25 protein-coding genes are annotated in these 25158 nt (G+C 65.6%); 6 read left to right on the top strand and 19 right to left on the bottom strand.

Translation table 11 applies throughout. From position 1 onward, the window contains the following. Positions 1–482: 482 nt before the first annotated feature. Together AC3WJE_RS08795 and AC3WJE_RS08790 are read left to right on the top strand one after the other, a co-directional pair. On the top strand, positions 483–1718 hold the full coding sequence (locus tag AC3WJE_RS08795) for an MFS transporter (protein WP_493730404.1): 1236 nt from the start codon (positions 483–485) through the stop codon (positions 1716–1718). Positions 1719–1808: 90 nt separating this feature from the next. Beyond that, complete coding sequence (locus AC3WJE_RS08790; RefSeq protein ID WP_493730403.1) at positions 1809–3185, top strand: amino acid permease; 1377 nt, start codon at positions 1809–1811, stop codon at positions 3183–3185. A 131-nt stretch (positions 3186–3316) separates the two neighbouring features. Here the strand turns inward: AC3WJE_RS08790 and AC3WJE_RS08785 are convergent, their stop codons facing one another. From AC3WJE_RS08785 to AC3WJE_RS08715, 15 genes are all read right to left on the bottom strand, one after another. Continuing rightward, positions 3317–4051, bottom strand: a complete 735-nt coding sequence (locus AC3WJE_RS08785) for a carboxylesterase family protein (RefSeq protein WP_493730402.1) — start codon at positions 4049–4051, stop codon at positions 3317–3319. Between the two features lie 195 nt (positions 4052–4246). Beyond that, positions 4247–5608 carry a magnesium transporter gene (gene mgtE / locus AC3WJE_RS08780; RefSeq protein WP_493730401.1) on the bottom strand — a complete coding sequence of 454 codons (1362 nt, stop codon included), beginning with the start codon at positions 5606–5608 and terminating at the stop codon, positions 4247–4249. Between the two features lie 755 nt (positions 5609–6363). Further along, the gene (gene ptsP / locus AC3WJE_RS08775; protein WP_493730400.1) at positions 6364–8094 is read right to left on the bottom strand and encodes a phosphoenolpyruvate--protein phosphotransferase; all 1731 of its coding nucleotides are present in this window, start codon (positions 8092–8094) and stop codon (positions 6364–6366) included. Between the two features lie 64 nt (positions 8095–8158). Then, complete coding sequence (locus AC3WJE_RS08770; protein ID WP_493730399.1) at positions 8159–8428, bottom strand: HPr family phosphocarrier protein; 270 nt, start codon at positions 8426–8428, stop codon at positions 8159–8161. Next, entirely contained in the window at positions 8421–8813 is a 393-nt protein-coding gene (locus AC3WJE_RS08765) for a PTS sugar transporter subunit IIA (RefSeq protein ID WP_493730398.1), read from the bottom strand. Before AC3WJE_RS08765 ends, AC3WJE_RS08770 begins: the two co-directional genes overlap by 8 nt. Before the next feature lie 132 nt (positions 8814–8945). Then, a complete protein-coding gene (rapZ, locus tag AC3WJE_RS08760; RefSeq protein WP_493730397.1) occupies positions 8946–9821 on the bottom strand; it encodes an RNase adapter RapZ in 876 nt (291 codons plus the stop codon). Next, on the bottom strand, positions 9818–10768 hold the full coding sequence (hprK, locus tag AC3WJE_RS08755) for an HPr(Ser) kinase/phosphatase (protein WP_493730396.1): 951 nt from the start codon (positions 10766–10768) through the stop codon (positions 9818–9820). Before hprK ends, rapZ begins: the two co-directional genes overlap by 4 nt. Continuing rightward, positions 10765–11223, bottom strand: coding sequence for a PTS sugar transporter subunit IIA (locus AC3WJE_RS08750; RefSeq protein ID WP_493730395.1), 459 nt, complete (start codon positions 11221–11223; stop codon positions 10765–10767). Before AC3WJE_RS08750 ends, hprK begins: the two co-directional genes overlap by 4 nt. 21 nt (positions 11224–11244) lie before the next feature. Next, positions 11245–11562 (bottom strand): ribosome hibernation-promoting factor, HPF/YfiA family, encoded by a 318-nt coding sequence (gene hpf, locus AC3WJE_RS08745; protein ID WP_493730394.1) that lies wholly within the window; start codon positions 11560–11562, stop codon positions 11245–11247. Between the two features lie 56 nt (positions 11563–11618). Then, positions 11619–13037, bottom strand: a complete 1419-nt coding sequence (locus AC3WJE_RS08740; RefSeq protein ID WP_493730393.1) for an RNA polymerase factor sigma-54 — start codon at positions 13035–13037, stop codon at positions 11619–11621. 41 nt (positions 13038–13078) lie between these two features. Further along, on the bottom strand, positions 13079–13798 hold the full coding sequence (gene lptB / locus AC3WJE_RS08735; RefSeq protein ID WP_493730392.1) for an LPS export ABC transporter ATP-binding protein: 720 nt from the start codon (positions 13796–13798) through the stop codon (positions 13079–13081). Further along, complete coding sequence (lptA, locus tag AC3WJE_RS08730; RefSeq protein WP_493730391.1) at positions 13798–14358, bottom strand: lipopolysaccharide transport periplasmic protein LptA; 561 nt, start codon at positions 14356–14358, stop codon at positions 13798–13800. The genes lptB and lptA overlap by 1 nt, the downstream gene beginning before the upstream one ends. Beyond that, complete coding sequence (gene lptC, locus AC3WJE_RS08725; protein WP_493730390.1) at positions 14345–14932, bottom strand: LPS export ABC transporter periplasmic protein LptC; 588 nt, start codon at positions 14930–14932, stop codon at positions 14345–14347. The genes lptA and lptC overlap by 14 nt, the downstream gene beginning before the upstream one ends. Next, the gene (locus AC3WJE_RS08720; RefSeq protein WP_493730389.1) at positions 14929–15477 is read right to left on the bottom strand and encodes a KdsC family phosphatase; all 549 of its coding nucleotides are present in this window, start codon (positions 15475–15477) and stop codon (positions 14929–14931) included. Before AC3WJE_RS08720 ends, lptC begins: the two co-directional genes overlap by 4 nt. A gap of 25 nt (positions 15478–15502) precedes the next feature. Continuing rightward, a complete protein-coding gene (locus AC3WJE_RS08715; protein WP_493730388.1) occupies positions 15503–16504 on the bottom strand; it encodes a KpsF/GutQ family sugar-phosphate isomerase in 1002 nt (333 codons plus the stop codon). Between the two features lie 52 nt (positions 16505–16556). On the opposite strand from AC3WJE_RS08715, the gene AC3WJE_RS08710 reads away from it, so the two are divergent. From AC3WJE_RS08710 to AC3WJE_RS08695, 4 genes are all read left to right on the top strand, one after another. Beyond that, positions 16557–16787, top strand: coding sequence for a BolA family protein (locus AC3WJE_RS08710; RefSeq protein ID WP_493730387.1), 231 nt, complete (start codon positions 16557–16559; stop codon positions 16785–16787). 125 nt (positions 16788–16912) lie between these two features. Continuing rightward, positions 16913–18187 (top strand): UDP-N-acetylglucosamine 1-carboxyvinyltransferase, encoded by a 1275-nt coding sequence (murA, locus tag AC3WJE_RS08705; protein ID WP_493730386.1) that lies wholly within the window; start codon positions 16913–16915, stop codon positions 18185–18187. Next, complete coding sequence (locus tag AC3WJE_RS08700) at positions 18184–18507, top strand: hypothetical protein (RefSeq protein WP_493730385.1); 324 nt, start codon at positions 18184–18186, stop codon at positions 18505–18507. The genes murA and AC3WJE_RS08700 overlap by 4 nt, the downstream gene beginning before the upstream one ends. 409 nt (positions 18508–18916) lie before the next feature. Then, a complete protein-coding gene (locus AC3WJE_RS08695) occupies positions 18917–21892 on the top strand; it encodes a TonB-dependent receptor (RefSeq protein ID WP_493730384.1) in 2976 nt (991 codons plus the stop codon). Positions 21893–22461: 569 nt separating this feature from the next. On the opposite strand, the gene AC3WJE_RS08690 is transcribed toward AC3WJE_RS08695, so the two are convergent. The 4 genes from AC3WJE_RS08690 to AC3WJE_RS08675 form a co-directional block, all read right to left on the bottom strand. Further along, a complete protein-coding gene (locus tag AC3WJE_RS08690; protein ID WP_493730383.1) occupies positions 22462–23145 on the bottom strand; it encodes a DUF3108 domain-containing protein in 684 nt (227 codons plus the stop codon). 6 nt (positions 23146–23151) lie between these two features. Next, positions 23152–23928: a DUF3108 domain-containing protein gene (locus tag AC3WJE_RS08685; RefSeq protein WP_493730382.1), complete on the bottom strand. Its 777-nt coding sequence runs from the start codon at positions 23926–23928 to the stop codon at positions 23152–23154. 76 nt (positions 23929–24004) lie between these two features. Continuing rightward, on the bottom strand, positions 24005–24658 hold the full coding sequence (gene purN / locus AC3WJE_RS08680) for a phosphoribosylglycinamide formyltransferase (protein WP_493730381.1): 654 nt from the start codon (positions 24656–24658) through the stop codon (positions 24005–24007). Between the two features lie 36 nt (positions 24659–24694). Beyond that, the gene (locus tag AC3WJE_RS08675) at positions 24695–25141 is read right to left on the bottom strand and encodes a hypothetical protein (RefSeq protein ID WP_493730380.1); all 447 of its coding nucleotides are present in this window, start codon (positions 25139–25141) and stop codon (positions 24695–24697) included. Positions 25142–25158 lie beyond the last annotated feature (17 nt).

The following is a 25158-nucleotide window of genomic DNA, read 5'->3' as shown; positions in this document are numbered from 1 at the left end:
TTCGATGCATGCGCGTGTTGCAATGCAATGTTTCATCGCTATGCTTCGCGCGCCTTCGCACTCAATGGGGATTGAGGGCGACGGCATGACAGGGAACGACACGTAACGGATCGACGTGCATGTACGGCAAGCTCGCTCGGCGCAGGCGGTTACGTACCGTCTCGCCTGGAAGCGGAGATCGACCACTTTGGGGGTGGTTGGTAGGCAGGCCGTAGGTGTGCGGGGGATGCGGGAGCAGGTGCATCGATCGATGTGCCCGCGGTGTGCCGACACCTTCTGCCCAACGGGGCGGCAGCGCTGAATGCCATGCCGAAGTTCGATCAGGCGTGACCACGGCGCTGCCGCCCTCGCGGGAATCCCGCCCGGGGCAGCGAGATCGCGTGTCCGGGCGTCCACGGCGAAGGCCTGGCCCAGAGCGGGTGGTGCAGTGCAGCATAAACGGGGATAATGCTACGTCGTTCCCTCCTTTCAAGGACGACGCCATGGCCGCCCCCACCGCCATTCCCGTCTCCGTTTCGTCAGCGCCCGCGCTGTCGCGGCGTGCTTACTTCCTGATTCTGTCCGCGCTGTCGATGGGCGGCTTCGCCATCGGTACCAGCGAATTCGCCTCGATGGGGCTGATGCCCGACATCGTGCGCGGCTTGGCGATCAGCGAGCAGCAGGTCGGCCACCTGATCAGCGCCTATGCGATCGGTGTCGTGGTCGGTGCGCCGCTGCTGGCGATCCTCGGTGCACGCCTGCGGCGGCGGCCGCTGCTGCTGGCGTTGATGGGCTTCTACGCCCTGGGCAACCTGGCCACCGCGCTGGCGCCGAGCTACCCGGTGATGCTGCTGTTCCGCTTCATCGCCGGGCTGCCGCATGGCGCCTATTTCGGCGTGGCGGCGCTGGTGGCGGCTTCGATCAGCCGGCCCGAGCAGCGCGGGGTCGCGGTCGGGCGGGTGATGCTCGGGCTGACGCTGGCGATGCTGGTCGGCAATCCGCTGGCGACCTGGCTGGGGCAGTTGCTGAGCTGGCGCTACGCATTCGCCCTCGTCGCATTGCTGGCGGTGCTGACGGTGGTGCTGGTGGCGCGCTTCCTGCCGGATGACCCTTCCGAGATCCCGCAGCAGCCGTTGCGCGAGCTGAAAGCGTTCAACCGCAAGCCGGTGTGGCTGGCGATGTTGTTGGGATCGATTGGCTTTGCCGGCATGTTCTGCGTCTTCAGCTACCTCGCGCCGACGATGACACAGGTGACCGGGGTGTCCGCGCACTGGATCCCGGTGGGGATGGCGGCGTTCGGCCTGGGCGGGGTGATCGGCGGGCAGATCGGCGGCTGGTTGTTCGACCGGTTCCAGTTCCGCGCGATCGCGCTGATCCTGATCTGGTCGGTGCTGGTGCTGCTGCTGTTCCCGGTAATGGCGCTTTCGCTGTGGACGGTGTTGATCGGTGCCGTGCTGGTGGGCTCGATGGTGGCGGTGGGGCCGGCGCTGCAGATCCATCTGATGGATGTGGCGGGAGAAGCGCAGACGCTGGCGGCGGCCTCCAACCATTCGGCCTTCAACATCGCCAATGCGCTCGGCCCGTGGCTGGGCGGCATGGCCGTGGCGGCCGGCCTGGGCTGGACCTCGACCGGGTACGTGGGCGCGGCCACCGCGCTGGCCGGGCTGGTGGTGTGGTGGATCGCCGCGCGCCAGGACGCGGACGTGCCGGACTGCGAGGCCGCGCGCGACTGCGCCTGAGCGGCCCACCGTCCGATCGCCGCTGCGCAACAAGGCAGCGGCCCGCATGAACAGGTATCTTGTGGCGTTTCCGCCCGGTCCCTGTCCACGATGCCGAATCCTCCCGCCACCGATGCTTTCTCCCCGGCGACGCTGGGCCATGCGCTCAAACCACGCCAGCTGATCATGATGGGACTGGGCAGCGCGATCGGCGCTGGTCTGTTCCTGGGCTCCGGTGTCGGCGTGCACGCGGCCGGGCCGGCGGTGCTGATTTCGTACCTCGTCGCCGGCGCGCTGGTGATCATCGTGATGAACGCGCTTGGCGAGATGGCCGCTGCCAATCCGACCAGCGGTGCGTTCTCGGTCTACGCCGCCGATGCGCTGGGCGCGACCGCCGGCGCGACCGTGGGGTGGCTTTGGTGGTTGCAACTGGTGGTGGTGATCGCGGCCGAAGCGGTAGGCGCGGCCAGCTTGTTGGCGACGGTCTGGCCGGGGCTGCCGGTGTCGGCCGCGGCCGTGACCTTCATGGCGGTGTTCACCGCGATCAACCTGCTGGGCGTGCGCAACTTCGGCGAGTTCGAGTTCTGGTTCGCGATCCTCAAGGTCGCGGCGATCCTCGGTTTCATCCTGATCGGCATCGCGCTGCTGGCCGGCTGGCTGCCGAACGTGCCGTCGCCCGGCTTCTCGCATTTCACCGCTGCCGGCGGGTTCGCGCCGAATGGACTGGCCGGGATCGGCGCGGCGCTGCTGGTGGTGGTGTTCGCCTTCGGCGGCACCGAGATCGTGGCGGTGGCCGCGGCCGAGACCGACGATCCCTCGCGCAGCCTGGCGCGTGCGATCCGCACCGTGGCCTGGCGCATCCTGGTGTTCTACATCGGCTCGCTGAGCGTGATCATCGCGGTGGTGCCGTGGAACAGCCCGGCGCTGTCCTCGCCGTTCGCGGCGGTGTTGCAGGTCGCCAACATTCCTGGCGCGGCCACGGCGATCACGTTGATCGCGGTGATCGCGCTGCTCTCGGCGCTCAACGCCAATCTCTATGGCGCCTCGCGGATGATCTTCTCGCTGGGGCAGCGGCGCGAGGCACCGGGTGTGCTCGGTCATGCCAATCATCGTGGCGTGCCGGTGCCGGCGGTGCTGGCCAGCGTGCTGTTCGGTTTCATCGCCGCGGTACTGGAGCTGGTGTACCCGAACAAGGTGCTCAACGTGCTGCTCAACATCGTCGGTGCCACCTGTTTGCTGGTGTGGACGATCTCGCTGCTGTCGCAACTGGTGCTGCGTGCACGTGCCGACCGTGCCGGGACGCCGCTGCCGTTCCGGATGCGTGGCTACCCGGCGCTGACGTTGATCGGGCTGGCGGTGCTGGCGCTGGTGTTCGTGCTGCTGGTGGTGACCCCGGATACGCGCACGCAGTTCGTCTCGATGGCGATGCTGACCGCGGCAATCGCGGTGGTCAGCGAAATCGCACGACGCATCCGACACGTCACGTAGAGCGAAGCTCGCTCCGCTGAGGCGTCACCGATAAAGCTCAGTCCGTAGAGCAGAGCCTGCTCCGCCCAGGCTCCAACCACTCACAAGCCGAACGGAGTCTCAGTGAGGTCCAGGCACAGGCATGGGCCTGCTCAGCGCAATTGCTGGCCGAACATCCACGTCCACACCGCCGGGTTGGCGTAGGTGACGTCCCAGACGTTGTGATTGCCGCGGGGGTATTCGGTGTAACGGATGCGCGCGCCGATCTTGCGCGCGGCCAGGTAGATCTGGCGGTCGTCCTGCGGCTTCACCACGTCGTCCTGCGCGCCATGGAACACCCAGGTCGGCACATGCCGCAGACGCTTGGCGAGCGCACTGTAGGGATCGGCCTCCTCGGTGACGCCGCTGACGAAGATCGGTTCGTCATCATCGTCCGGCGAGGTCAGTGCACCGGAGACCGGCACCAGCGCGGCGAAGCGCTGCGGATGCTGCAGGGCGATTTCCCAGGTGCCGTAGCCGCCCATCGATATGCCGGTGAGGTAGGTGCGCTTGGGATCGGCACCGAACTCCTGGCTGGCGGCATCCAGCGTCGCCAGCGCCATGCGCGCATTGCGATGGCTCCAGGCCTCGTCGTCAGGTACCTGCGGGAACACCACCAGGGCGGGGAAGCTGTCTGCATGCCGGCGCAGGTAGGGGCCGAGGCCGGCGGTGGTCTGATCGTGGCCATCGTCGCCACGTTCGCCCGAGCCGTGCAGGAACAACACGATCGGCGCGGGTTGCGCTGCCGAGGCGGCCGGCACGAACACTTCGTAGCGGTAGTCGCGGCCTTCGAACTGCATTTCCCGGCGGACGAAGTGGCCGTGCGCAGGATCGGTGCTGTCGGGCATGGAGATGCATCCGCCCAGCGAAAGCGTGGCAGCGAGAAGCAGGCCAAGGCGATGGATCATGCGGCATACCGTGGGGCGGGATTGGCCGAGTATGGAGGGCCATCGTGCCGACGGGTACACGCATGGGCGAAGGCGTTCAGCCTCACGCAATCTGTGTCAGTCGAGCCATGAGTTTTGCCTTTTCGACACACGCTCTCAATGGAGGAGGATCAACGTGGCCAGGCCGAGGAAACTCAGGAAGCCCATCACATCGGTCAGCGTGGTCAGGATCACGCCGCCGGCCAGGGCCGGATCGAAGCCCAGCCGCTTGAGCGTGATCGGCACCAGCACGCCACCGAACGCGGCGGTACACAGGTTGATCGTCAGCGCCGAGCCGATCACCAGCGACAGCATCGGCTGCTTGAACCAGGCCAGCACGATCAGCCCGAGGCCGACACCCAGGACCACGCCGTTGATCAGCGCGACGGTCATCTCCTTCTTCAGCAGCGGCATCACGTTGGAGGCGCCGATCTGCCCCAGCGCCAGGCCGCGCACCATCAGCGCCAGCACCTGGGTGCCGGCGTTGCCGCCCATGCCGGCGACGATCGGCATCAGCGCCGCCAGCGCCACCAACTGAGCGATGGTGGCCTCGAATTCACTGACCACGCTGGAGGCGATGAACGCCGTGCCCAGGTTGACCGACAGCCACAGCAGGCGACGCCGGAACGCGCGCCGGGCCGGGCTGAACATGTCCTCGTCCTCGTCCAGGCCGGCCGCGCTCATCGCCTGGTGCTCGGCCTGCTCGCGGATGATGTCGACCACGTCATCGATGGTGATGCGGCCGAGCAGGATGTTGTTGTCGTCTACCACCGGCGCGGAGATCCAGTCGTGGTCGGAGAACTGGCGGGCGACTTCCTGCGCCCCCTCGCCGACATCGATGGCCGGCTGCTCGTCGTCGACCAGACGGTTGATCGGCGTATTGCTCTCGTGCGTGACCAGCGCGGCCAGCGAGACCCGGCCCAGGTACTGGTGACGACGGCTGACCACGTACAGGTGATCGGTGTGGTCGGGCAGCTCGCCGCGCAGGCGCAGGTAGCGCAGCACCACGTCGACGTTGACGTCGGCGCGCACGGTGACCACGTCCGGGTTCATCAAGCGGCCGGCGCTGTCCTCCGGGTAGGACAGGACCTGTTCGAGGCGCTCGCGGTTCTCGCGGTCCATCGACTTGAGGACTTCGTCGATGACGGTGTCCGGCAGGTCCTCGACCAGATTGGCGAGGTCGTCGATGTCCAGGTCTTCGACCGCCGCGACGATTTCGTCGGGGTCCATGTCGGCGATCAGGCTCTCGCGCACCTCCTCGCCGACGTGCAGCAGCACCTCGCCGTCGTCTTCGGCATCGACCAGGCCCCACACCACCTCGCGCTTGCCCGGCGGCAGCGATTCGAGCAGGTTGCCGATCTCGGCCGGCGAGAGCGTGTTGACCAGGCGCCGGACCGGGCCCAGGCGGCCGCTGTCGAGTGCGTCCGACAGCAGTCGCAGTTGCCGCGCGGTCTTGTCGTGACGGACGGCCTCGGCCATGCGCAGCTCCTCGGGTGGTGACACTGCTCCGGGAAGATGCGGCAGTGCAGGTGGTCAGCGGGGCATTATCGCTTGCGGGCGTGGGTGGCGCACAGGGTGCGGTGGGTGGAAAGTCGATATTTCTATGGGGTTTACGTCATTGTGCGGTCATGTTGATGCGGTGATGGGAGGGGGTTGCTGATGGTGGTCACGATGATCATGCGTTCCTTTTTCACGCGGTCTCTCTACCGTGGTCTCCGCGCAAGCTGGGACTCAGCGACTTCCGCCATTTCTCCGGCACCCGGTATCTATCTACCGTCATCCCTGCGTACGCGGGGATCCATGGACGTTCGTGCAGACGTCAGCGACTCGTAGAGTGGAGCTTGCTCCGCAGCTCTTGTGTTTGATTTGCTGTTGAAGGCAACAGCAACAGCAACAGCAACAGCCAAGGCTTTCGCTCCTTCGGAGCGAGTCACCTTTCTTTGCTCGTGCAAAGAAACGTAACCCAAAGAAAGCACGCCCCAGTCCTCGCGCCCTCCGCTGCGCTACGGGTCCACTGCGCCAGCGGGATTTTCTGACGCGGCATCCATGCCGCGGCAGAAAACGACGTGCATCCATGCACGTCGCCCTTCGGGTTATTCCCGCTGGCTCCGTCGCTGCGGATGGGGGCCCGGGAAGGTCAAAGTCCAAGGCAACTGCAAAGGCAAAATCACGAGCAACGGCAACGGCAACGGCAACCGGCTGGCTGTGAATGTCCGCCTGAGTCTCGATTGACCCTAGGCCGGGTCGCCCACCGCCACCTTCTCCAGCCACTTCTCGATGTCCTTGCGGTCGCGTGCGCGCAGCAGCTTCGGGGCAAGTGCGTGCAGCTTGCCCAGGTGGCGATCGCGGATCGCGCGGCGGACTTCCAGTAGCGTGGCCGGGTGCAGGCTGAATTCGCGCAGGCCCAGTGCGAGCAGCATCGGGACCAGGCGCGGGTCGCCGGCGATTTCGCCGCATACGGCTACGGGGGTGTCGTGGGCCTGCGCGGTGGCGATCACCTGCGCCAGCACGCGCAGCAGCGCCGGGTGCAGGGGCGAGTACAGGTCGCCAAGGCCCTCGTGGTTGCGATCCACTGCCATCAGGTACTGCACCAGATCGTTGGTGCCGATCGACAGGAAGTCGACCTTGTCGATGAAGGTCTCCAGCGCCAATGCAGCGGCCGGCACTTCGATCATCGCGCCGAGCGGTACGTGCTCGGCGATCTCGTGACCTTCCTCGCGCAACTGCGTGGTCAGGCGTTTGATCTGGCGGCGTAGCTGCACGATCTCCTCGCGCACGCTGACCATCGGGATCAGGATCCGTACCGGGCCATAGCCGGAGGCGCGCAGGATCGCCCGCAGCTGGGCTTTGGCCACCGCCGGCCGCGCCAGCATCAGGCGTACGCCGCGTAGGCCGAGCGCCGGGTTTTCTTCGTCGCCGAGTACCAGCCCGGTGCGGTCAGCCTTGTCGGCGCCCAGGTCGAGGGTGCGGATCGTGACCGGGCGGCCGCTCATACCGAGCACGGCGTCGCGGTAGCACTCGAACTGTTCCTCCTCGTCCGGCAACTCGTTGCGTTGCAGGAACAGGAACTCGGTGCGATACAGGCCCAGTCCGCTGGCACCTAGCGCATGTGCGCGCGCGACGTCCTCGGCGGATTCGGCGTTGGCCAGCAGGGTGATGTCGACTTCGTCGCGGGTGCGGGTCGGCTTGGAGCGCAGCCGGCCGAGTTCGCGCTGCTCCTTGGCCAGATCACGCAGGCGCTCGCGGTAGTCGCGCAGGTCGGCCGGGGTCGGATCGACGATCACCTGGCCGCTGCCGGCGTCGACGATCAGCACGTCGCCATCGTTGATCTTCTGCAGCGCGTCGGCAGCACTGACCACCAGCGGCAGGTGCAGGCTGCGTGCCAGGATCGCGCTGTGCGAGAGTGCGCTGCCGGCGCTGGTGACGATGCCGACCACGCCTTGCGACTGCAGTTGCGCCAGTTCGGACGGGGCGACGTTGTCGCTGACCAGGATCTCGCCGGCCACGCCCTTCACGCCGGGCTGGCGCTTCTGCAGGAAGGCGTGGATGCGGCCGATGACGTGGTCGAGGTCGTCCATCCGGCTCTTGAGGTAGGCGTCCTCCATGCCGTCGAATACCGCCGCGAGCCGGTCGCGTTGCAGGCGCAGCGCGTAGTCGGCGCTGTAACGGCCGGTGCGGATCAGCTCGTCCAGACCGAACAGCAGTTCCGGATCGTCGAGCAGCAGTGCGTGCAGATCGAGGAACTCGCCGACCTCGCGCGCCAGTGCGCCGTGCAGGCGCTCGCGCAGCTGGTGCATCTCGTCGCGTGCCAGTTCGACCGCGCGATGCAGCCGTTCCAGTTCACTTTCGACGCGACTGGCGGGAATGCGTTGTTCGTTGACTTCCAGCGCATGCGGCAGGCGTACGCGGGCGCGTCCGAGCGCGCTGCCGCGTGAGGCGCCGTGGCCGCGCAGGCGCAGGCTCATGCCCGACCTTCGCAGGCGGGCAATTGGCAGGCATCGGCCGGGACGGGACCGCTGCCGGCCATGCTCAGCTGTCCTCGTCGAAGCGGCGTTCGAACAGGGCGACCAGAGCGTCCAGCGCCTGCACCTCGTCCACGCCGTCCACACGCACCGTCACCGGCGTGCCCTGGCCGGCGGCCAGCAGCATCACCCCCATGATGCTCTTGGCATTCACCTCGCGCCCCTTGGCCGCGAGCGTGGCGCTGCAGCGGAACGAGGACAGGGTCTGCACCAGTTTGGCGGTGGCCCTGGCGTGCAGTCCGAGGCGGTTGGATACGGTGAGTTCGCGTTCAAGCATCGTCGATGATCGCTCCGTTGCGGGTGCCCGCCGCCGCAGTGGCGGGCAGGTCTTGCAGTCCTTGTTCCGGGTAGTTCATCACCCGCAGCAGCATCGGCAGGCTCAGCGCGGAGACGCGCCGGACCGGCGTGCCCAACTGCGCAACGCGCCGGGCGAGGTTGCTGGGGCTGGCGCCGTACAGGTCGGTGATGACCAGTACACCGTCGCCCGCGTCGACCCGTCGCAGTGCAGCCGATGCCTGCGGAAGCAGGTCATCGAGGTCGGCATCGAACGGAACTTCGAAGGCTTCGGTCTTCAGCGGCAGTTGCCGCAGCAACCCGGTCGCAACGCTCAACAGCGTGCTACCGATACCAGGGTGAGTGATGAGGAGAATGCCACAGGCCATGGTGAAACGTTAACAGGTCCGCGTGACGGGACGATAGCGTTTGCAGGCGTTTTGACGCGGGATTCACCGGCCCGCGTGGACCACTCTTGAGATCGACTGCGTCGCCCCGATGAGAAGGCGACGGCCTTCACATCAGTCGAGTTCGCGGTGGAAGGTGGCCACTTCCGGCCAGCCCTGCTCGCGGGTGTGCCGGGCCAGGCGCTCGGCGAGATAGACCGAGCGGTGCTTGCCGCCGGTGCAGCCGAAGGCAATGGTCACGTAGCTGCGGGTGTCGTTGCGCAGCCGCGGTAGCCAGGTGTCGAGCAGGTCGGTGATCTGCTCGACGTAGCGCACGACCTCCGGTTGCTGCTCCAGGTAGTCGCGCACGCCGGCATCACGGCCGGTGAGGGGGCGCAGCTCTGGCTCCCAGTGCGGATTCGGCAGCACCCGCGCGTCGAACACGAAGTCGGCTTCGGCCGGCACGCCGCGCTTGTAGGCGAACGATTCGAACAGCAGCGACAGCTTGCCGTCGTCCTGGCTGAGCGCGAACTCGGTGATCACGCGCCGGCGCAACTGGTGCACGTTGAGCGTGGAGGTATCGATCACTGCATCGGCCTGCTCGCGCAGCGGCGCGGTCAGCACGCGCTCGCGCGCGATCGCCTCCGGCAGCGACAGCCCGAGGTGGCTGAGCGGATGGCGACGGCGGGTATCGGCATAACGCTTGAGCAGGGCCTCGTCGGTGGCGTCGAAGAACAGCAGGCGCGCTTCGATGCCGTACTGCTGGGCGCGCTCGCGCCACTGCGTCAGCTGCGACAGGTCGCTGCGGCTGCGCACGTCGATGCCGACCGCCAGGCGCTGGTCGCCGAGGGTGTCGCCGGCCAGACGGCTGCGCACGAAATCCGGCAGCAGTTCGACCGGCAGGTTGTCCGAGCAGTAGTAATCCAGATCCTCGAAGGTCTTCAGCGCCACCGACTTGCCCGAGCCGGACAGGCCGCTGACGATCACCAGGGTGGAGCCGTTCGGCGTCATGGGTGGCGCCGCTCCAGCAGGTTGCTGTGGCGGGCGATGAACATCGCAGCCGGGTCGATGCCCTTGGTGCGCAGGATGTGCAGGCGGGTGGCGGCCTCGGTCAGCACCGCCAGGTTGCGGCCGGGCATCACCGGCAAGGTGATCAGCGGTACGTCCAGGTCCAGCACGTGGCGGGTGCCGGAGTCGCCGGTCAGGCGCTCGTAGCCATGTGGGGTGGGTTCGGTCATCGGCTTGGTCAGGTGCACGATCAGGCGCAGGTACTTGTTCTTCTTGACGGCGGTGTCGCCGAACATGTCGCGCACGTTCAGCACACCCAGGCCGCGCACTTCCAGCAGGTCCTGCAGCAGCTCGGGGCAGGTGCCATCGAGCACGTCCGGGGCGATCTGGGTGAATTCTGGCGCGTCGTCGGCGACAAGCCGATGACCGCGGCTGAGCAGTTCCAGTGCCAGCTCGCTCTTGCCCGAACCCGCTTCGCCGGTGATCAGCACGCCGATCGAGTAGATCTCCATGAACACGCCGTGCAGCGTGACCCGTGGCGCCAGCGTGCGCGCCAGGTGGTAGGACAGGTGGTTGAGCAGTTCATGGCCGCGCTTGGGTGAGACCCACAGCGGGATGTTGGCCTCGTCGGCGGCCGCGCGCAGGTCTTCCGGGCAGGCCTGGTTCTTGCTGATCACCAGCGCCAATGGGTGGTACTGGACGATCTTCTCGATCGTCTCCCAGCGCTGGCGCGAGTCGAGCGAATCCAGCCAGGTCAGCTCCTCGGTGCCGAGGATCTGCACCTTGTTCGGATAGATCGCGTTGAGGTAGCCGGCCAGCGATGGTCGGCGCGCGTTGGTGCCGCCGGCCTCCAGCTCGCGGCTCTCGCCCTTCTGGCCGGCGAGCCAGCGCAGGCTCAGCTTCTCGCGCTGCTGGTCGAACAGTTCGCGGGCGGTGATGCTGGTATTCATGCGGCGCTGGCCTGGGGCGGAGTGTGGGTGGAAAGCAGTTTCAGCAGCGCGGCCTCGTCGGGCGCCTGGCGCAGCCCGTCGCGGAAGGCCGGATCGGAGAAATGCTCGGCCAGCTCCGATAGCAGCACCAGGTGCTCGTGGGTGTAGTGGCCGGGGACGGCCATCGCAAACAGCAGGTCGACCGGTTCGGCGCCGCCGAAGTCGATCGGCTGTTGCAGCCGGATCAATGCGCCGCGTGGTTCGCTCAGGCAGGGGCAGCGCCCGTGCGGGATGGCGATCCCATGGCCGATCGCGGTGCTGCAGAGCGCTTCGCGCTCGCGCAGGCTGGAAAGCAGTTCTTCGCTGCCCGCCTGGCGGCAGGCCAACAGGTCGGCCGCCAGATTCAATACGCTTTCGCGGTCGGCGGCCGGCGACACCACGGTGCGCACGGCCGCCATCAGCTGAGTCAGGAGCATGCTGGGATCAGGCAGGACGGATCAGGCCTGATTGTCGCGCACCTCGCGGGCGTGGTGGTCCTGTTTCTTTTCCTTGTGCTTGAGTACCAGGCGGTCGAGCTTGTCGGCGAGCAGGTCGATGGCGGCGTACATGGTCGGCGCACTGGCGTCGGCATGCAGCGTTCGTCCGGGAAGATTGACGGTGGCGACGACGTGGTGGTCGGGTTTCTTCAGCGCCAGCTGGGTGCGGACTTCGCAGTGCTGGTCAAAATGCCGCTGCAGGCGTTGCAGCTTGGTCTCCACGTATTCGCGCAGGGCGGGGGTGACTTCAACTTGCTGGCCATACGTCTCGATACGCATCGGATACCTCCATTGGTTCGGTGGGCCAATGAACTTCCCGTCGCCGACGGAGGGTGTCAGGCGATCCGTACTCTCTCGTGGGAGGCGGAAATGTTCATGGCCTCACGATACTTCGCCACGGTGCGGCGCGCTACTGGCACGCCGGAGGTTTTCAGCAGATCAGCCAGCTTGGCGTCAGATAACGGCTTGCGCGGGTTTTCGGCCTCGATCAGGCGCCGGATCATTGCCTGAATGGCCGTGCTGGAGGCTTCGCCGCCGCTGTCGGTATCGATGCCGGAGGCGAAGAAGGCACGCAGCGGGATGGTTCCACGCGGGGTGCGCACGTACTTGCGGGCGATCGCCCGGGAAATGGTCGATTCGTGCAGCCCCAGTTCGCCGGCGATCTCGCGCAGGGTCAGCGGCCGCAGTGCCTGCTCGCCGAACTCCAGGAACCCGGCCTGCTCCTTGAGCAGGCAGCGCACTACCCGCAGCAAGGTCTCGCCGCGTGCCTCCAGGCCTTTCAGCAGCCAGCGCGCTTCCTGCAGGTGGCTGCGCAGGTAGCCGGCATCGGCTTCGCCGCAGCGGCGGATCATCTGCTCATAGCCGCGGTGGATGGTGATCTTCGGTTGCGAACGGCCAGCGAGGGCCGCCCGCCAGACGCCGCGCTGGCGCCAGATCACGCAATCGGGCGTCACATAGGTGTCGGCGGCCAGTTCGCCGATCTGCTTGCCGGGGCGCGGATCGAGCGAGCGCACCAGCTGTACGGCCTGTTCGACCTCGTCGAGTGGGCGCTTCAGCTCCTGGGCCAGGCCGGGAATGCCGACGCGTGGCAGCCGGTCGAGCGGGCCGGCGACGATCTGCCGCGCCAACTCGCGCCCGGGCGTGTCGGCGGGGAGTACGTCCAACTGCAGTGTCAGGCATTCGCCGAGTGTGCGTGCGGCCACGCCGACCGGGTCGAAGCGCTGGATCTGGTGCAGTACCGCGAGGATTTCGTCCTCGTCGGCGCGGAACTCGGCGGCGAGTGTCTCGGTGATCGTTGCGATCGGTTCGCGCAGGTAACCGTCGTCTTCGAGCGCGTCGATCAGCGCTGCACCGATGCGGCGGTCGCGCGCGGACAGGTGGCTGAGATGCAACTGCCAGAGCAGATGGTCGGGCAGTGTTTCCGGTTCGACCACGCGCTCGGCCGCGCTGCCCTGATCGTCATCGTCATGGCCGCCAGACGTGGCGGTCCAGGCGGTTTCGTCGGGCAGCCACTCTTCGTCGCGGCTCTCCTCCTGCTGGGAGGCGGTCTCGGCATCGCGACCGGGCTCGGAGGTGTCGCGATCCAGTGAGGGCGCGGCGTCCTCGATCCACTCCAGCAGCGGGTTGGTCTCCACCGCTTCGGCGATTTCCAGCTCCAGCTCGGCGGCGGACATCTGCAGCAAGCGGATGGCCTGACGCAACTGCGGCGTCATGACCAACTGTTGCCCCATCGATGTCTGCAGCCGTGCCTTCATGTCGGACCCGTGTGGTGGAACGCCGGGCGACAGCCGCGGGGCTAGAGCCGGAAGGTCTCTCCCAGATAGACGCGGCGCACGTCCGGATTGGCGAGGATGTCGTCCGGCGACCCCTGCGCGAGGACAGCACCCTCGGCGAGGATATACGCGCGGTCACAGATTCCCAAGGTTTCACGCACGTTGTGGTCGGTGATGAGCACGCCGATGCCGCGTTCCTTGAGGTGGGTGACGATGCGCTGGATCTCGCCGACCGAGATCGGATCGACGCCGGCGAACGGTTCGTCCAGCAGCATCAGCCGCGGCCGTGCCGCCAGCGCGCGCGCGATCTCCACGCGTCGGCGCTCGCCGCCGGACAGGCTGGCGCCGAGCTGTTCGGCGACGTGGCCGATCTGCAGTTCGTCCAGCAGCGAGGACAGTTCCTTTTCGCGGGCGCTGTCGTTGAGATCGTCGCGCAGCTCCAGTACCAGGCGGATGTTGTCGGCCACGCTGAGCTTGCGGAACACCGACGGTTCCTGCGGCAGGTAGCCGACGCCGAGCTTGGCGCGCCGGTACATCGGCTCGCCGGTGATGTCGCGGCCGTCCAGCTCGATGCGGCCGGCATCGGCCTCGACCAGCCCGACGATCATGTAGAAGCAGGTGGTCTTGCCGGCGCCGTTGGGGCCGAGCAGGCCGACCACCTCGCCGGCTTCCAGCGACAGAGCGAACTCGCGCACCACTTCACGCTGCTTGTAGCGCTTGCGCAGGCCGGTGGCGACCAGCATCAGTTCTTCTCCTGCTTGGTGGCTGCCGGCGCGGCCGGTTTGGGCGTGGTCGCTGGCGTGGTCGTGGCCGGCTTGGTCTTGGGCTGGATCACGGTGCGCACGCGCGAGCCGTCGCCGCCGCTCTGCATGTCGCCGGTCTTGGTGTTGTAGACCATGCGCTGGCCGACGTTGGTGCCCTTGACCGATTCAACGTAGTAGTTGCCGGTCAGGATCACGGTGTCCTGGCTGACTTGGTACTCGATGTTGTCGGCGCGTCCGTGCATCCAGGTGTCGTCGTCGAGCTGCTGTTTCAGCGTCGCCTGCTTGCCGGTCAGGAAAATCCGGTCGGCCTGGCCGTCCTTCTGGAAGATGTCGGCGGTGTCGGCATGGATCTCCAGGGTGCCCTGGATGATCACCACGTCGCCGGTGTAACGCACTTTGCCGTTGTCGCCGAGCATGCTGCCGCTCTGGTTGGCGGCATCGATGGTCATCGGCAGGTCACGGTCGGTCGTCTTGGCGAAGGCGACCGTGGGCAGCGCCAACGCGAGCAGCGCAAGCAACGCGAGCCTAGCGGGCGACATTCTTGGCGGCATTCGGTTCATAACGGGTCTTGACCTGTGAAAGGAGCTGGTACTGCTGGGACTTGAGGTCGGCTTCGAAGCCGACACCGGTCTGCATGATACCGGGCCGGGTCATGGTCACCAGCGCGGCGGTCTTGGCCAGGTTCTGCTTCGGGAACACGTCCAGGCTCTCGGTACGGAACGTGGTCGGCGCAATACCACTGGTGGTAGGGCTGTCGCCCATCACGTTCTCGCGCATGCGCAGTTCCTCGCCCTTGGGACTGAGCCAGCCGGTCTTGGAGCGCAGCGTCCATTCCTGGTCGTTGTTGTCCGGGATCAGGAACAGCGGCGTGGTGATGTGCGAGATCAGGTCGACACGATCGCGATGCATCTCCGGGGCGCGCAAGGTCACCGATACCTTGCCGGTGTCCTTGTCGAGCGCGGCCATCTCGAAGTTGTACAGCACGTAGTCCACGCCGTTGTCTTCCACGGTGGCGTCGGGTGCACGCTCGTGCTGGCGCCATGCCGACCAGCCGGTCAGGATCGCGGCGGCCAGCAGTACCCAGCCGAGGACGCTGCGCCAGCTCATGCTCATGCGGAGAACCTCGCGATCACGGCATCGACCTTGTCCTGCGCGGCCAGCAGCACGTCGCAGACCTCGCGCGCGGCACCTTCGCCACCCCGGGCACGGGTATGCCATTGCACGCGCTCGGCGATCCAGGGATGTGCGTTGGCCGGGGCGACCGGCAGGCCCACCGCCAGCAGCGCCGGCAGATCGGGCAGGTCGTCGCCCATGAACAGTACGTCTTCGATGGCGATGCCGTGGTCACGGCACAGGGCTTCCACCGCCAGGCGCTTGTTCTTCACGCCGATCTGCACGTGCAGGCCCAGGTCCTGGCCACGCTTCTCGGCGGACAGGCTGGGGCGCGCGGTGATCAGGGCGACGTGGATGCCGGCGGTTTCCAGTTGCTTGAGTCCCTGGCCGTCGAGCACGCTGAAGGCCTTGCTCTCGTTGCCGGCATGGTCGTAGTACAGGCGGCCGTCGGTCAGCGTGCCGTCCACGTCGAAACACGCCAGGCGGATCCGTGCGGCGCGGGTGACGAGGTCGGGGGCTAGGTGTTGCAGTGGCGAGTAGGGCATCGGGCTATCCATGGCGGTCATGGGGTTAGACCACCTTGGCGCGCAATAGATCGTGAATGTTGAGCGCGCCGACCGCGCGCTGGCGCTCGTCGACCACGATCAGGCCGTTGATCTTGTAGGCCTCCATCAGCCGGGCTGCCTCGGCGGCCAGCTGATCGGCGCCGATGGTGCGCGGATTGCGCGTCATCACCTCGACGATGCGGGTGTTGCGTACGTCGATGTCGCTATCCAGGGCGCGGCGCAGGTCGCCGTCGGTGAACAGGCCGAGCAGGGTGCCGTCGGCATCGACGATCGTGGTCATGCCCAGACGCTTGCGGCTCATCTCGACCAGTGCCTCGCTGAGGCTGGCGTCCTCGCGCACGCTTGGCAGATCGTCGCCACCGTGCATCACATCGGTGATGTGCAGCAGCAGGCGGCGTCCGAGGCTGCCGGCCGGGTGCGAGCGGGCGAAGTCGTCGGCGGTGAAGCCGCGCGCGTCCAGCAGCGCCACCGCGAGTGCGTCGCCCATCGCCAGCGAGGCGGTGGTGCTGGAGGTCGGGGCCAGTTCCAGCGGGCAGGCTTCGACCGGAATGCTCACGTCCAAGTGCGCATCGGCGGCCTGGGCCAGTGTGGAGGTCGGACGCCCGGTCATCGCGATGATCGGGTTGCCCTGGCGCTTGAGCACCGGCAGCAGCGTGAGGATTTCGTCGGATTCGCCCGAGTAGGACAGCGCCAGCACCACGTCGGCCTCGGTGATCATGCCCAGGTCGCCATGGCCGGCCTCGCCGGGGTGGACGAAGAACGCCGGGGTGCCGGTCGAGGCCAGCGTGGCGGCGATCTTGCGGGCGATGTGGCCGGATTTGCCCATGCCGATCGCGACCACACGACCGCGGCAGCTCAGGATCAGGCGGCAGGCCGCTGCGAATTCTGCGCCGATGCGCTCGCCCACGGTGGCGAGCGCGCCCCGCTCGATCTCGACCACGCGGCGGCCGCTGGCGACCAGATCGGCGTCGTGGACGGTATCGAGGGACAGGGGCGACACGGCCATGCGGGACCCGGACGGAGAGTAGAATGGTCGCTCATTTTATTAGGAAAGCCCGTTGGACGCCGAAACCATCCGTAAACTCATCGAGACCGGCCTGCCGCAAGCCCGCGCCGAGGTGCAGGGCGAGGACGGGGTGCATTTCGAGGCGACCGTGGTCTGTGAAGCATTCCGCGGCCGGCTGCCGCTGGCCCGGCACCGGATGGTGTACGCCACGCTTGGCGAGCTGATGGGCGGGGCGATCCACGCGCTGCAGCTGAAGACCATCACGCCTGACGAGGCCCCCTGATTCCGCCCCCTTTCTGAATCCCTGTAGGAGCGGCTTCAGCCGCGATAGGGCTTTACCGGCATAGCCCCATCGCGGCTGAAGCCGCTCCTACGCAAAGCCACATTTCCGGATATCTCGCAAAGAACATGGCAAAGATCGTAGTGACCGGCGGCAAGCCGCTGCATGGTGAAGTCAACATTTCCGGCGCCAAGAACGCGGTGCTGCCCATCCTCTGCGCGACCTTGCTGGCCGATGCGCCGGTGGAGATCACCAACGTGCCGCACCTGCACGACGTGATCACCACGGTCAAGCTGCTGAGCGAGCTGGGCGCCGAGGTCAGCCTCGACGAAGGCACGCTCTCCAGGGGCAGCTCGATCACCGTCGATCCGCGCACCGTCAACCAGCATGTGGCGCCCTACGAGCTGGTCAAGACCATGCGCGCTTCGATCTTGGTGCTGGGGCCGTTGCTGGCCCGGCATGGCGCGGCTGAAGTCTCGCTGCCGGGTGGCTGCGCGATCGGTTCGCGCCCGGTCGACCAGCACATCAAGGGGCTGCAGGCGCTGGGCGCGGAGATCGTGGTCGAGAACGGCTACATCAAGGCTTCCAGCAACGGCCGCCTGAAGGGCGGGCGCTATGTGTTCGACATGGTCAGCGTCACCGGTACCGAGAACGTGCTGATGGCGGCGGTGCTGGCCGACGGCACCACGGTGCTGGAGAACGCGGCGATGGAGCCCGAGGTGGTGGATCTGGCCGAGTGCCTGGCCGCGCTCGGCGCGAAGATCCAGGGTGCGGGCACCTCGCGGATCGTGATCGAGGGCGTGGAGCGGTTGAGCGGCGGTCGCCACGCGGTGCTGCCGGATCGCATCGAGACCGGCACGTTCCTGGTCGCAGCGGCGATGACCGGCGGCAGCATCACCGTGCGGCGCGCGCGTCCGCAGACGCTCGATGCGGTGCTGGAAAAGCTCAAGGAGGCTGGCGCCGTGCTGACCTGCACCGATGATGTGATCACGCTCGACATGCAGGGCCGGCGCCCGCGTGCGGTCAACCTGACGACCGCACCGTACCCGGCGTTCCCGACCGACATGCAGGCGCAGTTCATGGCGCTCAACTGCGTGGCCGAAGGCGTGGGCGTGATCAACGAGACGATCTTCGAAAACCGCTTCATGCACGTCAACGAGCTGATGCGGCTGGGCGCGAACATCCAGGTCGAAGGCCACACCGCGATCGTGCAGGGTGTGGAGCGGCTGGGCGGCGCGCCGGTGATGGCCACCGATCTGCGCGCTTCCGCATCGCTGATCCTGGCTGGTCTGGTCGCCGACGGCGAGACCACGATCGACCGCATCTACCACCTGGACCGTGGTTACGAAAACATCGAGGAGAAGCTGGGGGCGCTGGGCGCGACCATCCGGCGCATCGCATGATCCTGCGCGGCCGCTTCACCGCACGCCGCAAGGCGCTGGCGGTCATCATGCTGGTGGTGCTGTCGTGGCTGGGCTACGCCTGGTACGCGGGCATGGCGATCACCCAGGGCGTCGAATTCCGCGACATGGACTGGAATGGCGACGGCGTGGCCAGTCGCAGCGAGATCGCGCAGTCGTTCTATGCGGTGGCGGTGAAGAAGACAGTCGAAGGCAATCGCCACTGCAACACCTTCTATTGGCGCAGCAGCGGCCAGCAGATCCGGGTCGACTGCCGCACCGTGTTCAAGCAGGAGCCGGCTGGCGAGGCCAAGCCCAAGTAACGCACGGCGCTCCATCGGCACAAACAAAAACCGCGGTGCAAGCCGCGGTTTTTGTTTGTCCGGAGATCGTTCGGGGTTCATGAGGCTGAAGCCGGGCTGTATGTGGGGGCGGGATCGAGGCTTTTTCGTGCCTGACCGTTCACGCGGCTGACACATGCATGGTGTGGCGAAAGCGGCGCCACCGTTGGTTTTCGTATTCGTGCTGGCAAGCCCACGTTGCATGCCGTTGTCGATGCATGGCGTCGGGATGTGATGGGGCGATTGCGTGTGTCGTGTGGACGAAACGGCTGAACGAATCGTTCGCTTAGATTCCGCTAAGCCTTGGTGCAAGTTTCGTTAATTCGGAATGCGCCGGGCAACGTCATCAGTGCATGCGCGCTGCCGTCCCATCAGCCAAGAAGCCAGCTTAATGATCCTTTCTTCCTACAAACACGCCACGGTGAAGCGCACCGCGCTGGCCGTGGTATTGGGCCTGTGCCTGTCGCAGATGACCGCGCTGGCCCAGAGTACCGCCGGCGACATCGTCGGCAGCGCCACCTATGCCGAAGGCGCGCAGATCCAGATCAAGAACACCGATTCAGGTATCGCGCGCAGCATCGCGCTCGGCAGCGACGGCAAGTTCCGTATTCCGGCATTGCCGACCGGCAACTATGAAGTGAGTCTGGTGGAGGGCGGCAGTGTCGTCGCCACGCGCCAGGTGCAGGTGCTGGCAGGGCAGACAGTGCAGGCCAACCTGGATGCGCAAGCCATGGACACGGTGGTCGTCAAGGCGCCGATGGTGGCGAGCGGCATCGACGTGAGCAGCGTCGAGTCCCGCACCACGTTCAGCGCCAAGCAGCTCGACGAATTGCCCGTGCCGCGCGACGTGAGCAGCGTTGCCCGACTGACTCCGGGCACCACGCAGGGCAGTGGCTACTTCGGCAACCTGAACTCGTTCGGTGGTGCGTCGGTGGCGGAGAACAGCTACTACGTCAACGGCATGAACGTCACCAACTCGTACGACTATCTGTCGTTCAGCGAGGTGCCGTGGCAGGCGATCGACCAGCTCGATGTGCAGACCGGCGGCTACGGCGCCGAGTACGGCTTCTCCACCGGTGGCGTCACCAGCGTCAACATCAAGCGCGGTACCAACGAGTGGCATGGTGGCGTCAGCATCGATTCCAGTCCGGACGCCCTGCGTGCTCATCTGGACGACGAGTACTTCCGCAACGGCAACCTGTTCCGCGCGCTGAGCAAGAACAAGACCAACCAGAACGTCTATACGATCTGGGAAGGTGGCCCGCTGATCCAGGACAAGCTCTTCATCTTCGTGCTGGGATCGCTGGACAGGAAGACGGGCTCCAGCTGGGGAGGGCGCTCGTCCTCCAGCAGTACCTCGTCGACGATGTATGACTACGACACCACCAAGCCATACAAGCTGGTCAAGCTGGACTGGTATCCCAACGATACCAATCACCTTGAATTCACTGGCTTCGACAACAGCAGTCGTACCACTTACGACTATTACAACGTCGGTTACGACGGCAATAGCGCATACAAGAGCAAGTACAACGGGCAGCTGGTCTCCAAGAGCGGCGGCCCGACGACGATTTTCAAGTGGACCAGCAACCTGACCGACGACCTGACCATGTCGACGCAGTACGGTCGCATGAAGAGCAAGAGCGAGCAGTACACGATCAGTCCGGATGGCACGACCACCAGCTATGACGGCAACGTCAATTCGGCCAGTTCCGGTTGTCCGGTCGTCTACTATGCTTCCAGTTACACCGGCTCGGAGAACAGCTGCTACATCTCCAGCACGCTGGGTGTGTCCAATGGCTACAGCAAGCGCGACGACTATCGCCTGGACTTCGACTGGACGCTGGGCGACCACGAGCTGAAGTTCGGTTACGACTACAACGACGTCAACGTCAAGGAGGGCGAGTCCTATTCGGGCGGTCATTACTACTATTACGTCAACGACACTTACGTCTATGACTATGTTTACAAGACCGGCGGCAAGGTCGAGGTAAAGCAGAATTCCTGGTACGTCCAGGATCATTGGCACATCACCGACAATTTCCTGCTGTCGATCGGTGTGCGCAACGACTCGTTCAAGAACTACAACACCTCGGGCGAGGTGTTCGTGCAGCAGGACAACATCTGGCAACCACGCCTGGGCTTTTCCTGGGACATGAACGGCGACGGTCGCTCGCGCCTGTACGGCAACCTGGGGCGCTACGCGCTTCCAATCGCCGCAAACGTCGCGCTGCGCGCAGCCAGTGCCTCGTACTACACCTACACGGTTTATACCTACACCGGGGTGTCGTCCAATGGAACGCCTACCGGCACTACAGCAGTTGATAGTGGAGTGGTGAACGGAGAAGACGGATCCGTGCCGAACGCTAAGTCGGTCACAAGCAAGAATCTGAAGCCATACACGCAGGATGAGGCGATCCTGGGTTATCAGTACACCTTGAACAGCGGCAACGACTTCCTCGATGGCTGGGTGCTGGGCGTCAAGGCGACCTATCGCAAGATCCACAACGCGATCGACGACACCTGCTCGGCCTCGGCGCTGTACAACGCGGCTTCGGCGGCCGGCTACGACGTGTCCAGTTGGGAAGACCAGTGGACCACGCCGAGCGGTATCGCCGGTTGCTGGCTGTACAACCCGGGCAGCAGCTCGACCATCACCACCGACGTCAACGGTGATGGCACGGCAGAGACCATCACGATGTCGGCCAGCTCGCTGGGTCCGAAGGCCCGCCGCACCTACAAGGCGGTGACGCTGAGTGGCGAGAAGGGCACCGACAAGTGGTACGGCAACTTCTCGTACACCTGGTCCAAGAGCCAGGGCAACTACGAGGGCCTGGTGAAGTCGAACAACGGCCAGTCCGACACCGGCACGACCTCCGACTTCGACTTCGCCGAGATCATGAAGGGCTCGTATGGCTACTTGGCCAACGATCGTCGTCATCAGATCAAGCTGTACGGCGGCTACAAGTTCACCCCGGAATGGCAGGTGGGTTTGAACGTGGCGATCCAGTCAGGCGCGCCGATCAGCTGCTACGGCGGTGGTTATGGTACGGCGGACACGGAGTACGGCTACACCAGTGCCTGGCATTACTGCAACGGCGAGGTCAGCCAGCAGGGCACCTCGGGCCGGACGCCTTGGACCTTCACGTTCAGTCCGAACCTGGTCTACAAGCCGCAAGCGATCAAGGGTCTGACTGCGCAGCTGACGGTACTGAACCTGTTCAACAACATCAAACCGTTGCAGGTCTATCAGACATACGAGAAGGTCAATTCGACCGGTACAACGACGTACTACGAGACCTACAAGCTGGGTCAGTACTACACCGATCCGCTGACCGCAAGTGTGCAAGTGATGTACGAGTGGTAAGAAGTCCACGCTAGCGTTTGTTGTCGAAAGCGGTCCTTCGGGGCCGCTTTCTTTTTATGTGATGCGAACTGGCAAGGGGAATGCAAAAAGACTGCATAGCATCGGGTGTGCCTCATTCGGAGGCGCATAGGGGATTTAATATGGCTACCGTTGCCCGAATGTCCTTGTTCGCTTGTTTGACCGTGATGGCTGTGCCGGTGTTGGCTGCGAGCAATACGCCAATGTGCGATGGCTGCGACAAGGCAGTTGTAGCCTGCTACGCAGCATATGGAACAAGTAGTACGTACTGTCAGGGGCTTGATGAGTCTTGTCAGGTTATATGCGCCGAAGAAGGAGCCTCAGCTGCTATTCGCTACAGATCACCTGAGGATCGGCCCGATTACAAGTATTCACCCGCTGCTAATCAGCAAGTCCAGGTTACGTTGGCAATGAAGTAAATAAAAAAAGGAGAGGGCCGTTTTACGGTCCTCTCCTATTCGGAATGCGGTGGAACAAAGTCCGCTTAGCGGTTCCACCCTTCAAGCATCATGGTTTTGAGGTGGCTCGATTCTGCTGATTCGGCGCGCGCCTCAGCGCAGCGACTGGATAGTCAGATCCAGCGAGTCCTGGCCCTTGTCCCGCTGCAGCAGTCGTGCCGGCACCGGCAGGTCGGGCACGATCCAGGCAATCAGTTCCTTGTCGCCGTCGGTGCGCGAAACCTTGGTCGCCTGCTGCGACTTGCCGTTGACGGTGATGTTCTCCTTGCCCACGACCTTGTAGTTCATCGGCTTGATGCGCCCTTCGTCGACCATGCGGTAGTTGAGCGGCTTGCCGGCGGCCAGGTCGCGCACGATCGCCAGGTTGATCAGCAGGGCATCCATGTCGCCGGCCTGCAGTGCGACCGGGCCACGCCGATCCGGCTTGATGTCGCCGGTCCAGGTGGCCTGGTGGCTGTTCCAGTCGTAGTTGGCCTGCACGTTGCGCTTCTTCACCAGCAGTGCGGATGTGTCGTTGCTGCTCAGCGGGCGCAACTGGCCGTTCTGCTCGTCGAATACCGTGTTCTGGCTGAGGTTGGCGAGCTGGTTCTGGATCGTCAGCGTATAGCGCCATTGGTTGTTGCCGGTGGCCGCCACGGTCATGGTGCCGTTGGCCTGCATGCCCATGTAGTTGGCCAGGTAGTTGGCCTGGAACGGCTGGATCGCCAGCGCGGGCAGGCTCGCCAGCGCCAGTCCGGCGGCGGCAATAAGGGTGAGGGGACGCTTGAGGCTGTTCATATCGGGTCAGACTCCTTGATATTCGATCAGGCGCAGGTCGATCTGGTCCTCGCCTTTGTCGCGTTGCAGGATGCGCACCGGGGTTGGCACGCCGTTGGCGATCCAGAGGATGGTTTCGTTGTCGCCGCTGTTGATGCGCTGGATGCGCAATGCGTCGTAGCTGAGATCGCCGACCTGTACGTTCTCGGTGGCATCGGCGGCCTTGTAGTCGTACTGCTTGACCCGGCCCAGGTCGACGTAGCGATAGCTCAACGTCTTGCCCGGCAGTGCGTCGCGCATCAGCGACAGGTTCAGCAGCAATGCGCTCTGGTCGCCGGGATTGAGCGTGATCGGCTGGCGACGTTCCTTCTTCAGGTCGCCGTCCCACTGCACGGTGCCGTTCTTCCAGTCGTAGACGCCGGTGACCTTCTTGCCGAAGAACAGCGCCTTCCTGACCGTGCTCTGGGTCAGCGGCACATAGACGTTGCCGGTGTTCTGGAACACCGTGCTCTGCTCGATGTTCAGGCCCAGCACGCTGGCAAAGCCCTTGCGCCCACGCAGGCTCATGTCCACGCGCCACTCGTCACCGCTGGTATGGGTGACCTGCATGGTCGCATCGCCGGCTTCCTTGCCCTTGTAGAAGGCCTGGTAGGTCGCGACGAAGGGCTCCAGCGCCGGCGGCGTCCATTCCGGTGCGGGCAGCTGGCCAGGCGCGGATGGGGCGGGCGGCGGCTCCTGCGCACTGCCGATTGCTATCGGCAACAGCAGGGAGACCAACAGCAGCGTCGAACGGAAGGAGGGCATGGCGACAGTGGTGACCGGTACGGAGGAGGCCAGACATCAGGATGCCTGAAGTCGGGTCACGAGGATGTGTCCGTATTCAGCGCGAAAGATGGCCTGCCGAATCTAGGCGCAGCGGCGTAAACAAGCCCTGACCGTCCAGGTGCAGGGTTCCCTCGCGTTCATTCAGGCGGCCTTCCGCCAGCAAGGCCAGGCTGGCGATCAGCAGCGGATGCTCGCGTTCCAGCACGCGCGCGGCGAGGGTGTCGGCGCTGTCGCCGGGCAGGATCGGCAGCACTGCCTGCGCGATCACCGGGCCGGCATCCAGTTCCGGGACCACGAAATGCACGCTGGCGCCATGTTCGGCATCGCCGGCTTCCAGCGCGCGCGCGTGGGTGTGCAGGCCGCGATGCTTGGGCAGCAGCGAGGGATGGATGTTGACCATGCGGCCGGCGAAACGGCGCACCAGCGCTTCGCCGAGGATGCGCATGTAGCCGGCGCAGACGATCCAGTCCGGCCGGCTGGCCGCGATCGCATCGCCGAGTGCGCTGTCGAAGGCCTCGCGGCTCGGGAAATCCTTGGGCGTGGCCGACCAGCGCAGCGGCTCGGCCACCTTGTCCAGTGCAAGCGCGCCGGGTCGATCGGAAAACACCCCGACCACCCGGGCTGCCAGCCGGCCATCGTCGATGGCATCGAGGATGGCCTGCAGATTGCTGCCACGGCCGGAGGCCAGTACTGCGATACGCGTGCTCATGCGGTCGGCGTTGTCCTGTCCCGGTGCCGTCACGGATCAGGACGCAGGCGTCATCGTGGTGAACAGGCCCTTCACCTGCGGGCGCAGCAGCACCACCAGCGTGAACACGCCGAGCACCGTGCCGAACGGCATGAGCGAGCAGGAGATACCGGCCACGATCAGGCACAGCAGGTGACGCCGACGCTGCGCAATGCAGCGTCCGGCATAGGCCATGAACACCGCCAGCGTCATGCCGGCGCAGATGAACAGGGCCGCGAAACCCACGAAGAACCAGCCGAGCCACTGTGGATCCAAGGACTGGGCTTGCGCGCCATGAGTCTCCATCGGCATGCGGCCCGTGACGATCGCCAGGCCCATGAACAGGTGGATCAGCGGGAACAGCGAGAACAGGGCGGTGACGCCGGCGATCACGTAATGGAACACCGAGAGCAGCTTGAGCTGCTGTATGTCCTCCGGCGTAGCCGGCAGTGGAGGGACTGGCATGGCGGTTTCCATAGGGG

It is taken from the genome of Pseudomonas sp. GW821-FHT07E12, from assembly GCF_058986605.1.
Note: the sequence above shows the minus strand (reverse complement) of the source record. Positions and strands in the feature narration are given on the sequence as shown.